At 45.5% G+C, this 11,867-nt stretch carries 13 protein-coding genes; 11 read left to right on the forward strand and 2 right to left on the reverse strand.

All coding sequences use genetic code 11. The features are described 5' to 3' along the window. The 5 genes from F6J99_RS32785 to F6J99_RS32805 all read left to right on the forward strand — a co-directional run. A partial coding sequence (locus tag F6J99_RS32785; RefSeq protein ID WP_293119301.1) for a hypothetical protein occupies positions 1–557 on the forward strand: 557 nt, incomplete at its 5' end. Between the two features lie 49 nt (positions 558–606). Beyond that, the gene (locus tag F6J99_RS32790) at positions 607–729 is read left to right on the forward strand and encodes a hypothetical protein (RefSeq protein WP_293119303.1); all 123 of its coding nucleotides are present in this window, start codon (positions 607–609) and stop codon (positions 727–729) included. Between the two features lie 115 nt (positions 730–844). Further along, positions 845–1,057 (forward strand): hypothetical protein, encoded by a 213-nt coding sequence (locus F6J99_RS32795; RefSeq protein WP_293119305.1) that lies wholly within the window; start codon positions 845–847, stop codon positions 1,055–1,057. Positions 1,058–1,602: 545 nt separating this feature from the next. Continuing rightward, on the forward strand, positions 1,603–2,031 hold the full coding sequence (locus F6J99_RS32800; protein ID WP_293119307.1) for a hypothetical protein: 429 nt from the start codon (positions 1,603–1,605) through the stop codon (positions 2,029–2,031). A 240-nt stretch (positions 2,032–2,271) separates the two neighbouring features. Beyond that, entirely contained in the window at positions 2,272–2,835 is a 564-nt protein-coding gene (locus F6J99_RS32805; RefSeq protein WP_293119323.1) for a Uma2 family endonuclease, read from the forward strand. Positions 2,836–3,231: 396 nt separating this feature from the next. Here F6J99_RS32805 and F6J99_RS32810 read toward each other — a convergent pair whose 3' ends face one another. Further along, on the reverse strand, positions 3,232–3,999 hold the full coding sequence (locus F6J99_RS32810) for a Uma2 family endonuclease (protein ID WP_293119325.1): 768 nt from the start codon (positions 3,997–3,999) through the stop codon (positions 3,232–3,234). 473 nt (positions 4,000–4,472) lie between these two features. On the opposite strand from F6J99_RS32810, the gene F6J99_RS32815 reads away from it, so the two are divergent. From F6J99_RS32815 to F6J99_RS32840, 6 genes are all read left to right on the forward strand, one after another. After that, positions 4,473–6,728, forward strand: a complete 2,256-nt coding sequence (locus F6J99_RS32815; protein WP_293119309.1) for an ATP-binding protein — start codon at positions 4,473–4,475, stop codon at positions 6,726–6,728. 189 nt (positions 6,729–6,917) lie between these two features. Further along, complete coding sequence (locus tag F6J99_RS32820) at positions 6,918–7,490, forward strand: DUF4255 domain-containing protein (RefSeq protein ID WP_293119311.1); 573 nt, start codon at positions 6,918–6,920, stop codon at positions 7,488–7,490. 86 nt (positions 7,491–7,576) lie between these two features. Further along, positions 7,577–8,293, forward strand: coding sequence for a carboxypeptidase-like regulatory domain-containing protein (locus F6J99_RS32825; protein ID WP_293119313.1), 717 nt, complete (start codon positions 7,577–7,579; stop codon positions 8,291–8,293). A 148-nt stretch (positions 8,294–8,441) separates the two neighbouring features. Then, a complete protein-coding gene (locus F6J99_RS32830; RefSeq protein ID WP_293119315.1) occupies positions 8,442–9,686 on the forward strand; it encodes a phage tail sheath subtilisin-like domain-containing protein in 1,245 nt (414 codons plus the stop codon). Between the two features lie 42 nt (positions 9,687–9,728). Further along, the gene (locus tag F6J99_RS32835; RefSeq protein WP_293119317.1) at positions 9,729–10,886 is read left to right on the forward strand and encodes a phage tail sheath subtilisin-like domain-containing protein; all 1,158 of its coding nucleotides are present in this window, start codon (positions 9,729–9,731) and stop codon (positions 10,884–10,886) included. A gap of 158 nt (positions 10,887–11,044) precedes the next feature. Then, positions 11,045–11,503 (forward strand): phage tail protein, encoded by a 459-nt coding sequence (locus F6J99_RS32840; protein ID WP_293119319.1) that lies wholly within the window; start codon positions 11,045–11,047, stop codon positions 11,501–11,503. Here the strand turns inward: F6J99_RS32840 and F6J99_RS32845 are convergent. Then, positions 11,438–11,737: a hypothetical protein gene (locus F6J99_RS32845; protein WP_293119321.1), complete on the reverse strand. Its 300-nt coding sequence runs from the start codon at positions 11,735–11,737 to the stop codon at positions 11,438–11,440. The genes F6J99_RS32840 and F6J99_RS32845 overlap by 66 nt on opposite strands. Positions 11,738–11,867: the final 130 nt, after the last annotated feature.

The following is an 11,867-nucleotide window of genomic DNA, read 5'->3' on the forward strand; positions in this document are numbered from 1 at the left end:
TAAGTACAGGGAATTATGCATTGGTAGATATTACAGCACAGAAGAGTGCTGGGCACATCCTTGATAAGAAAGGAAATTGGACTGGACATGCCAACATCCCCTATGTCGCTGAATCTATTTATCCTAGTATAAATTTTGACGATCCCAGCAGTACCAAATCCTTGAGTGATGATGAAGTAGAAGCTGCAAGTAAAGCAGCAGAAGAGAGTGCAGAAGCTAAGAGATTAGCAGAACAGGAGTGGCTAGAACAACAAGAAAATATCTTTAAAAAATATCAAGAAAGGGTAGAAGACACGATATCAGATTTTAATAGAGAAATCACAAGAGGAGGTGGAAAGCCTAATGTGTCTATTTTTAGATTAAACAAGCGTACTCAGACATCATGGCTAGAACAAACTGGATTAATGATAGAATTAAATGATGATTTTACACTTAGTATTGACAAAAAAAACAGTCGCAATTACGAAGAGCAGGTTAAACAGAATAAAACCTACAAAGTTAACCCGAAGAATTTTGAATCTATAGAGAAATGGCTCGATGATAAAATACTTAACTAAATCTTTCTCTAAAGCCTAACACCTTAATAGCATTCCGTAGGGTGGGCAAATGGACATGATTCCGGATTCAATTGCCAAACTCTCATCATTTGCCCACCCTACCCTACTGTGGAACGGGCAACCCTACTGTGGAACGGGTATCTTGCCGTGGAATGGGCATCTTGCCCGTTAAAATCTTCCGGCGGGCAGGATGCCCACCCCACTCCTATTCATCCCGCCCCTCAGCAATGCCAAAAAATAAGTAGTCCCCGGTATAATTTGAATATATCTGTCAAAAATTAGGGCTTATGAATAAGAGTGACTTAGGGGAAATTGAACGTGCTGTCAGTCAACTTTATAGGGAGGATCTAGCCAAATTTCGGGCTTGGTTTGCAGAATTTGATGCAGCAAATTGGGATCGACAATTTGAGACAGATGTTGCGGCTGGTAGACTTGATGCCCTAGCAGAAAAAGTGCGATCGCGTGATCTTGTAGGGTGGGCAAATGGGCATCAGAGCTGATGAAATGATCAAATTCCCAAAATTTGCCCACCCTACCCCTACCTGACTATCCGGAAGGTTGGCGGTAGTCGCTCAAAGTGCGATCACCCTTTGGGAGAAAAGTTTTCGGTCTACTGAACGTAGTGTGATAGGGTCGCGAAAAACCCAATTGGGAGCATGTCACTTATGCAGCAACATTAGTACTAAATTTGGGTAATAGGTAATAGGTAATAGGTAATAGGTAATAGGGGGAGCATGTCCAGGATGAATATTTGTACATTATCTATAGCCCCCTCATGGGTAATTGCTTCCGCTAATGGGACATAGTACTTTTGTTCTGCAACGCAAGACCTGCTCCCACCCAATTACCGAATGGGGCATTGAGATGGAATAAAGGAACTGAATTTCTTATATAGCAATTCTGTTTCCCATGAGGTACAAAGAGATCCCCCTAAATCCCCCTTAAAAAGGGGGACTTTGAGCTTGATAATTGTACCTCATACATGCAATAAACGCTATAGAAAGAGACAACAAAATTATTTATTACGGCTAAACTTAAAAAAATCATGCCAAACTTAGATATTTCCAACAAAGCTGATCATACCATAACAGCCAAAGGATATATTGAGCAAATCTTAAATCAATTGCTCATTGATTATCAAGCTACTCAGGGAGAAAGAGCAAAAATTTCCCGATGGGAAGAAAATCAAGACGTTAGTATATTAGGGATTATTGAAATATTAACCGATACTATTAGAGGATACGCCTTTCAAGTTATTAATGATAATTCATTTGAAAATGCCAAAAAAATTAGTAATGAATTACAGAAAATCAAACTAGTAGAAATCCCTAAATTTACTGAATGGTATTTTTCACAAGACTTTGATTATCCGAAAATGAAACACTATGTCGAAACCCTGAACTATTTACGTTTATTAATAATCGAATATATCAGGGATATCAAAGCTCTTGTAGAGTGCGTTAATGAAGTGTAACGCACCGGTGAATGTCCGCTTGAAAGTGGGTACGCGAATAGTGTAGGTTGGGTTGAGACAACAAAACCCAACAAACCGATGATATGACACAATAAAGGTAGTGAAGTCGAGGAGAACGCCGTTGAGTGCGATCGCCTGATTTTGTAGGGTGGGCAAATGGGCATCAGAGCTGATGAGATGATCAAATTATCAAAATTTGCCCACCCTACCCCTACTGGCACAATTGGAGACAACCCTGAAATGGTACAAGCACAACCTAAAATACTGACATTGGAGGAGTTTCTGAAACTACCGGAAACAAAGCCTGCTAGTGAGTACCTTGATGAAAAAATTATTCCCAAGCCCATGCCTCAAGGAAAACATAGTCGTCTTCAAGGAGAACTAATACCCGCAATCAATAGTTTGGTAAAACCTAAAAAAATTGCTTGCGCTTTTCCTGAATTACGTTGTACCTTTGGGGGTCGCTCAATAATACCTGACATTTCAGTATTTCTTTGGAACCGAATTCCCTGTGATGATAATGGAGAAATTGCCAATGTATTTAACCTGACTCCAGATTGGACTATTGAAATCTTATTTCCAGACCAAAGTCACACAAAATTAACCAAAAATAGTCTTCATTGCCTCAAGCATGGAACCCAGAGCGGTTGGTTGATTGACCCAGAGGAAAAAACTGTGTTTGTTTACCATTCTAAACAAGAAATTGAGGTATTCGATCAACCCGATATGTTACTTCCTGTACCATCTTTTGTAAGTGAGCTAAATCTTACAGTTAAGAATTTATTTGCCTGGTTATTACTGTAACTATGGAGTCCTATAGCATTTTTATTTTATATTTTGTAGGGTGGGCTATAGCATTTTTATTTGAGTTATGAACATAGGATTGATGCTAAAAGGGAACAGGGAACAGGGAACAGGAAACAGTAGGAAACAGCTCCGAAGAGTTTTTAATGTTAGTGCGTACGCTCTTGTCTGGTGGGCAAATGGGCATGATATTTGATCTAATTGCCAAACTCTCGTTATTTGCCCACCCTACCCTAATTTTTAAAAAACACTCTTCGGCAATAGAAAGCTAATATCATTTTATAACATTTACCCTGAATAAAAATCTCCCCCATCTCCTAATCTCCCTATCTCCCCCTCTCCCCACCCTCCCCACACTTCTTTTAGTTATAGATTTACAAATATGAGATGCACCCTTCAATCTTCTGGCTCTACACCCATTGCTCGCAATTGAGCTGCTAGACGTTCAGCTCGTTGATGTTCTCGTTCAGCACGTTGACGTTCTTGTTCAACTAGCTGTCTTTCTTTCTCAACCGGTGTAGGAATCCAATTTTCTGCTGCATCGTACCAACGCAACCAAAGTCGGTTTAACTCTTGATAGTTTCCTGACCACAATCCTAAACCTAGTTCTATTTCTGGAAGCCAGAATTTTTCACCGTTGAGAATCACTTCCCGATAGCTGTTGCGCACTAACTCAAACAAGCGCAGTTTATTGCTATTACCATCGAAGACCACGTAATAGGGAATCCGTAGCATCCGTTCGTAGACTTCCCATTTAGTTGGGGGTTGGTTGGCTTGGGGCGTAACTTCCCCTAAGTCTTCTTTCTGTGTACTAGGAGAAAGTAATTCGATGGCAATAAAAGGAGCTACTCCTTCCTGCCAGATCACGTAACTCAAGCGGGATTCTCTTTGTTCGTACAAACGATCTACTCCCAAGACAGCAAACCAATCGGGACGTTTATACCAAGTAGGATGTTTCAGATTGTAGTAAATATTCAGATCGCTAGCAACGAGAATTTGGTTTCTAGGATAATTGGGGGGGAAAAACGTTTTTTCCAGTAAGTCTGCTTGCCATATATGGTATTGATCTGGCAATCCTGAATCCTCCTTTTCCTCGCTAGGTAGATCATACATTGTGGGTAGGATTTCTTTCGGGGGTCGGGGTGGATCGGTTTGTTGATACATATGCAAAGGGAGTAGGGAATAGGGAATAGGGAATAGGGAATAGGGAATAGGGAACAGGGAATAGGGAGTCGGGAGTAAAATTCCCACAATTCCTACACGAATTGCTATAACTTCGATTTTAGATTTTATATTGATGATTGGGTCTACTTTGGTGCGCCCCTACTCGTGGATTCGCGCTAACCCTTGGTTTTGCCAAAGTGCGTTCGCGAAGCGTGACCTACGGTCAATCGCTCAACTCTGGTGGGCAAATCGACATGATAACTGATCTAATTACCAAACTCTCATTATTTGCCCACCCTACCCTACTAGCAGATTAAAGCAATAGCTGAGCCAGTATAGCGTTTTTTAACCTAATGAGGTACACATGATGTTTTCTGTCTTCCCTATTCTGACTCTACTTATCCCTGCTCCCTGCTCCCTGTTCCCTGTTCCCTGTTCCCTGTTCCCTGTTCCCTGTTCCCTTGCTATAATCCATGATTAACCAAACCCAGGTATTCCCTCCCAACCCCCAATTTCAGCAACTCTTTCTGCTGTTACAGCGCTTAGACGGACTGCTAGAACAAGCTTTAGCCGCTGCCCAAGTTACCTATGGTTCCATGGCTGCAACTAATCCCTATCGGGGGATGCAAGTTGACCAGGCAGAAGTGGAACAGTTGCTGAGATGGCCACCAGGAACACCAGTATTGCAGGTAGATACAGAAACCGAACAGGAGTTCCCCTCTGATGCTATCCTGGAAGGCTCATCTCTAGCATGGCTGCAAGAAACCTTTGCCCTCTCTGCTTTTGATGTCGATATTATTGCGATCGCACTCGCCCCGGAACTAGACCGGCGCTATGAACGAATCTACACCTATCTCCAAGACGATATCCGGTGTAAACGACCCACTGTGGATCTCGTCCTGAATCTGCTCTGTCCAACTGGGGAAGCGAAACTGGCGCGCCGTAGTCACTTTACCCCAGAAGCTCCTCTCCTACGTCATAGTCTACTACACCTGGTCTCTGACCCTAATCAGCTCCAGCCTACTCTGCTGGCTCACAATCTTAAACTGGATGGGCTAGTCCTGGCTCTGCTTTTGGGAGAAACAGGATTAGATCAGCGACTACAACCCTTCTCGACCTTACTTGAGCCGACTATTTCCCTGGAAGACTTGCCCTTGGATCAGGAAGTAAAGCAGGCTTTATTAACAATAGTTGTCGAAGATTGGCAAGCAAGCAAACCCCTGGGACTGTATTTTGAGGGTGCAGATACTAGTGGTAAACACCGTGCCGCCCAAGCTCTGGCCAGGGCTGTGGAAGCACCGTTGCTAACCGTAAATTTAACTCGGATTGTAGAATCCAAAGCTGACTTGGAGCTAACCCTGAAACTAGCTTACCGTCAAGCCTGGTTTCAGAAGGCTTTGCTTTACCTAGAAGGACTAGAAACTCTACAACAAACTATAGAAAGTTCGGAGAATTTCAGTCAATATCTATCTCTGCTAAGAATCATAGCAGACCATCAAGGAATTACTATCCTCCCTGGTGAAAAACCCTGGAGACCAGAGAAAACTATCGCAATCGGAATAGTTACTGTTCCTTTTCCCATCCCTGAGTTTACTGTTCGTCGCTGGTGCTGGCAGAATCAACTAACCGCAGCTGGTATTTCCCTAGACAGACCAGAGCTAGATGCTTTATGCGATCGCTTCCGCCTCAATTCCGAGCAAATTACCGATGCCGTTATCGATGCCTGTAATCGAGCCCGTTGGCGCATTGCCCAAAAGCCTCTAGAGACCGGAGATGAGGATAGCAGTATTTCCTATTCCCCCACTCCCCCCACTCCCCCCACTCCCCACCTCGCACACTCCCTTCAAAACCCAACCTTGTCGGAACTATTTGCAGCAGCTCGTGCCCAATCTGGTCATGAACTAGGTTCATTGGCACGTCAGATTCAGCCTAAGTACAGTTGGGATGATATTGTCCTGCCAACTAATCAAAAGGCTCAGTTGCGGGAAATTTGTAATCAAGCTAAATATCGACAGCTGGTGTGGGAAGAGTGGGACTTCCAGAGCAAGCTTTCCCTGGGCAGAGGACTGAATGTGATGTTTTCCGGCCCACCAGGGACTGGTAAAACCATGGCAGCGGAAATTATTGCCCACGAATTAGAGCTTGACCTCTATAAGATTGACCTGTCCCAAGTGGTCAGTAAGTATATCGGGGAGACAGAAAAAAACCTCAATCGCATTTTTACAGCTGCTGCCAATGCCAACGCCATTCTCCTGTTTGATGAAGCAGATTCCCTGTTTGGCAAGCGCTCTGAAATCAGCAGTGCCCATGACCGCTACGCCAATATTGAGGTTGGCTATCTTTTGCAAAAGATGGAGGAGTACGAAGGAGTGGCGATTTTGACCACCAACCTACGCACTAATATGGACGATGCCTTTGTCCGGCGGTTACGTTTTATTATTGAGTTTCCTTTTCCTAATCTCAAAGACCGCCGCCGGATCTGGGAGCAAATCTGGCCTAGTCGTGTACCTCGCTCCGAGGAACTGGATTTAGATTTTATCGCCCGTCACTGCGAGATTGCTGGGGGCAATATTCGTAATATTGCTCTGGCTGCTGCTTTTATAGCAGCAGATGATGGTGGAATTGTCAAGATGAATCACCTGCTTCGTGCAGTCCGGCGAGAGTATCAGAAGATGGGAAAAGTGTTAATAGAGGGTGAATTTGCTCAGTATGCAAGGCTAATGTCATGATTCGTAATAACTCAAATAACTGTGCCAATGATTCACTAAGTACTGATAAGTTGTATGTATTTTTGTTACGGAGAAGACTTAAGGGGCAGAAAGCATTCTAAGGTTGATACTTGGGTTAGCTAAATTGCCGATTGACCTCAGCCAGTTGGCGAATGATTTGGCGACCTACGCATTGAGTGAGGAAATCCGATGATTCACGACCTGGATAAAACGTTGGAGGAATTGCTCAAGGGCGAACTCCCTCCTGACCTAATCTCGTCAGTTACGATTAGCTTTGCCACACCTGACAAGGATTTTAGTGTCAAGCCAGCGATTAATCTCTTTCTTTACGATGTGCGTGAGAATCTGGAGTTACGCAACACCACCTGGTCAACAGAACGCAGTAACGGTAGGGCGACCAAAAGGCGTAATCCAGTGCGAGTGGATTGCTCTTACCTAATCACCGCTTGGTCTGCTCTTACAGGTACAGGTAATCGTCAAAGACCAGAGCAAGAAGAGCACCAATGGCTGGGGGAGGTAATGAAAGTGCTACTGCGTCATCGTATAATTCCAGCGGCTGTATTACAGGGAAGCCTCAGGGGGATTGAACCTCCGATCAGGACAGTTAGTCTGAGTCAGAGCAACCTACAGAGTTTGGGGGAATTCTGGCAAGCAATGGGAGGAAAGCCAAGACCAGCATTGAACTACACCCTGACTATGGCTGTGGAAGTCGATGATCCGGTTGAGGCAGGAACCTTGGTAACCGATATGAGGATTGGGTAATTGCGGATTGGGGATTGGTTTACTATTTACCATTAGCCATTAGCCATTAGCCATAACCAAGATAGTTGACTAAGGGGGTATTGATCGTGTCAAATCAGATCAGGTTGGAACCAATCCGTCATCAGGTCGCGATCGCTGGGCAGGTTAAAGATGCCCAAACTCAGCAGGTGATTCCGGGAGCAGTGGTCGAAATTGCCGATATGCCCGACAGCTTCAAACGCAAGTTAGATCTGCTAGCTGGGCTTTACGGAGATGACTGGGAAAAGAGGGTCGAGCGACCTGACCGCACTCGTACCAGAGTTGACGGCTATTTTTACTTCCAGGATCTCCCTGATGGGAAATATACCTTGACGGCTTCCTTGCTAGGTAAGGGTACTCGCTATAGTGCTAACCCAACCATCAAAACGATACCGCCTGATTCTGATCACGAATCCGATCAGACCGAGTTTGAGGTGTCAAGAGATCCAGAAACTGGTGCGATCGCGATACCTACTGTTAATTTCTATTTCCAACCAACTGCTCTCGAGGGTAACGTCACCAACAACTCAGACGATGAAGCTGTCGTTATGGCCAAAGTCGAGATTGAGGGGAGTGGTGAGTATACCTTTACTGACAACAATGGGAACTATCTCCTGAGTGGTTTAGAAGCATCTAGGGATACATCAAGTCCTCGCCAGGTTATAGTTAAAGTTGTTGCCCAAGGCTACCAGCAAGAAACCTCTCAACTTGTAGACTTGAACCAAGGGCAAGTGACTATTCAAGATTTTTCTCTGACCAGAAAAAATGGGGTAGTAAACACCTAGTTATCTCAACCGAAGAGTTAGAGAGCTTTAAATATTTTTCTCTGACCAGAGTAAATAAACTAGTAAACACCTAGTTATCTCAACCGAAGAGTTAGAGAGCTTTGCTCACATCCAGCCTTTGATTTGACTTATTCAAGGAGTAGAGAAAATGCCAACCTATTTATCGCCCGGTGTATACGTCGAGGAAGTTTCCTCCGGTTCTGCTCCAATTGTGGGAGTGGGGACCAGCACAGCAGGTTTTATCGGTGTCGTACCGGACTCGATAGACGTTCCAGAACCAAACCCTGCCTATGACCCAAGCCAAGACATAGATCCAACCAATAATCCGGCTCATATTACAAAGCCTTTTTCATCTCCTGTTACTAGTGGTGAGGTAAAGCTGTGTACTAACTTTGGTGAGTTCAAGAAGTTCTTTGGAGATTTCTCAACCGATCCAGGTCAGCGTCAGCTAGCTCACGCCGTCTATGGATTCTTTAACAACGGTGGTACTCGCTGCTACGTGGTGCGGGCAGCACAACAGAGTGAGATTACGGCTGACTTCCTAGAAAATACATTTGAGCCTATTGACGAAATTGCTATCGTTGCCGCCCCTGGCATTACTGACAGCAGTGTTAGCGATGCCATCATCACTCACTGTCAACAGAGGACCCAGGATCGCTTCGCAATCTTGGATAGTCAGGAAAATTTGGATGATGCTTGGAAGACCATGCAACCGGGGGATGGCAATGTACCTAGCAAATCTGATTATGCCGCTTTTTACTTCCCCTGGATTGAAGTCTTCGATCCAGCCACTAAGACACAGAACCCCAAAGGGGATGGTGGAATCTATGTGCCGCCCAGTGGTCATATCGCCGGTCTCTATGCCCGCGTCGATACACAACGAGGAGTTCACAAAGCCCCAGCGAATGAAACAATATTAGGAGCATTGGGTCTGAAGTACAACATCAGCAAAGCCCAGCAGGATGGACTCAACCCTCAAGGCATCAATTGCATCCGTAATCTCAATGGCAATATTCTAGTCTGGGGAGCACGCACCATCGGTGGTGATGCCAATGGAGAGTTTAAATACATCAACGTCCGCCGCCTGTTCAATTATCTGCGGGAATCTATTGACGAAGGTACTCAGTGGGTGGTATTTGAACCCAATAATCCTGAACTTTGGGCGCAGATTACCCGCAATGTTAATGCTTTCCTGACCAATGTCTGGAGTACAGGGGCTTTATTTGGGAATACACCAGAGGAAGCCTTTTACGTCAAGTGTGATGAAGAGACCAATCCACCAGAAGTCAGAGATTTAGGTCAGGTGGTAACAGAAATTGGTGTAGCAGTGACCAAGCCAGCTGAATTTGTGATCTTCCGCCTGAGCCAGTGGGCAGGACCTAGTGGTAGCTAGGCCAGTAGGGAGTAGGGAGTACAGACAAAGGAAGATGAAAGTATGGTAACTTCCCAGCAACTCACACCAGGTGTCTACCGAGAGGAGATATTCCCTAAACCAGCCCCTGGACTGTTCACAGGTGTACCTGTATTCCTGGGGTTTGCCGAGACTGGACCAATTAACTCCCCGCAGTCACTTACCCTCTGGTCTCAATTCACAGAAACCTTTGGTCAGCCTCTAGCTGACGGTTACCTAGCTTATGCTGTGCGTGGGTTCTTTGAGAATGGTGGCAGCTTGTGCTTGGTTGTGCGGCTAGAAGACGGAGTTTCTCTGACAGAAGCACTGGGAGGACCGGGAGATGATACTGGAGGACTAGGAGCGATCGCATCCTTGAATGAAATCGACTTGGTCTGTGTGCCAGATCTAATGCGAGGAAACCCTGACCAGGATGACGTGTTGAGGATGCAGAATGTCATCTTAGAACACTGTGATCTGCTTGGCGATCGCTTTGCCATCTTAGACTCGCTCCCTCCAGTAGCAGTACAAGTGACTCAGTCTCTAGAGAGGGTAAAAGAGCAAAGGTCGAAACTGCGAGGCAAAAACGGTGCTTTGTATTATCCCTGGATTAAAGCTGAAAACGGTCCCGACTGGATGCCCCCCTGTGGTCACATTGCTGGAGTTTACGCCCGTAGCGATCAACAATTTGGCGTTCACAAAGCACCAGCCAACGAAACTATCGAAGGAATAGTGGATCTAAAGTTCAATCTGACCAATCGCGAGCAGGACATTCTCAATCCCCTTGGGGTTAATTGCCTGCGTGCTTTTCCCGGACGAGGTATTCGAGTTTGGGGAGCACGTACCCTCAGCGACGAGGCAAATTGGATCTATGTCAACGTAAAGCGGCTATTTCTGACAGTGGGCAGATGGCTGGAACTGAACCTGGCAGATCTGGCCTTTGAGCCAAACGAGCTGAAGTTATGGGTACGGATTGAGCGAGAGTTGACCGCCTATTTTGAAGACTTACTGCAGCAAGGTGCCCTTAAAGGACCAACAGAACAAACAGCTTTCTACATTAAATGTGATGCTGAAACGAACCCACCAGAAGTAAGAGAAGCAGGGATGGTGGTCACAGAAATTGGTTTAGCACCTGCTATTCCTAGTGAATTGATCACTGTGCGTATTATTCTCGGTGCTAGTGGTGTGAAAGTAGCAGCATAGGTCAGGGTTACAGGACTTACGCAAAGCCCCCTAAATCCCCCAATTCTGGGGGACTTTGACATCATTCCCCCCAAAATTGGGGGGTTAGGGGGGCAAAACCAACTAAACTTCGTAAGTCCTACATTACCAATTATTAAGATATTAGGAGGTTTTTGACGATGGTATTTTCTCGAAAAGATCCATACAGAGGTTACAACTTCAAAGTAGAAATCGATGGTATCACCCGCGCCGGTTTCAGAAGCTGCTCAGGGATAGACACCACTCAGGAAATTAGCACCTATCGAGAGGGTACCGATAGAATGCTGAATATGCGCCAAATCCCTGGTATGCTCACCCTCTCCCAAGTTACTCTCAGTCGCGGCATTACTGATGACAGGGAATTATGGGACTGGCGAACCAAGGTAGCAACCGCGAAAGACCCCTCCGAGTATCGCAAAAATATGTCTATCGTCCTCTGGGATGATGCCGGAAATGAAAAAGTGCGCTGGAACCTGATTAACTGTTGGCCAGTTAAGTGGACAGGTCCAAGCCTTGATGCTACTTCCAATGAATTAGCCATTGAAACCCTCGAAATTGTCCACGAAGGGGTAAGCGTAGAAAACGGTAAGTGGCAGTAGGGTGTAGGGAGTAGGGAGTAGGGAGTAGGGAGTAGGGAGTAGGGAGTAGGGAGTAGGGTGTAGGGTGTAGGGTGTAGGGTGTAGGGTGTCAGGTAGGCAGTGCCTACCAAACCGATTGGCCAGCTTGGTGAATCTGTCTGATATCATCATGTCAGGATAATTACCCTTAAGCAAAATCTTCCCCATCTCCCCATCTCCCCATCTCCCCACCCTCCCGATTCCCCATCTCCCCATCTCCCCACCCTCCCGATTCCCGATTCCCGATTCCCGATTCCCGATTCCCTGTTCCCTGTTCCCTGTTCCCTGTTCCCTATTTCCTACAACATGATGCAGACAGAGTTCCCGTTTACCCTACCCCAGGGCA

The sequence above is a fragment of the Moorena sp. SIO4G3 genome, assembly GCF_010692305.1.
Classification (GTDB): Bacteria; Cyanobacteriota; Cyanobacteriia; order Cyanobacteriales; family Coleofasciculaceae; genus Moorena; species Moorena producens_A.

Bases quoted from the DNA above. Each gene is read 5' to 3' on its own strand.
- F6J99_RS32805 (WP_293119323.1), top strand. From the start codon at position 2,272: ATGGTACAAGCACAACCTAAAATACTGACATTGGAGGAGTTTCTGAAA.
- F6J99_RS32800 (WP_293119307.1), top strand. From the start codon at position 1,603: ATGCCAAACTTAGATATTTCCAACAAAGCTGATCATACCATAACAGCC.
- F6J99_RS32815 (WP_293119309.1), top strand. From the start codon at position 4,473: ATGATTAACCAAACCCAGGTATTCCCTCCCAACCCCCAATTTCAGCAA.
- F6J99_RS32840 (WP_293119319.1), top strand. From the start codon at position 11,045: ATGGTATTTTCTCGAAAAGATCCATACAGAGGTTACAACTTCAAAGTA.
- F6J99_RS32810 (WP_293119325.1), bottom strand. From the start codon at position 3,999: ATGTATCAACAAACCGATCCACCCCGACCCCCGAAAGAAATCCTACCC.
- F6J99_RS32835 (WP_293119317.1), top strand. From the start codon at position 9,729: ATGGTAACTTCCCAGCAACTCACACCAGGTGTCTACCGAGAGGAGATA.
- F6J99_RS32790 (WP_293119303.1), top strand. From the start codon at position 607: ATGGACATGATTCCGGATTCAATTGCCAAACTCTCATCATTTGCCCAC.
- F6J99_RS32830 (WP_293119315.1), top strand. From the start codon at position 8,442: ATGCCAACCTATTTATCGCCCGGTGTATACGTCGAGGAAGTTTCCTCC.
- F6J99_RS32845 (WP_293119321.1), bottom strand. From the start codon at position 11,737: ATGGGGAGATGGGGAATCGGGAGGGTGGGGAGATGGGGAGATGGGGAG.
- F6J99_RS32820 (WP_293119311.1), top strand. From the start codon at position 6,918: ATGATTCACGACCTGGATAAAACGTTGGAGGAATTGCTCAAGGGCGAA.
- F6J99_RS32795 (WP_293119305.1), top strand. From the start codon at position 845: ATGAATAAGAGTGACTTAGGGGAAATTGAACGTGCTGTCAGTCAACTT.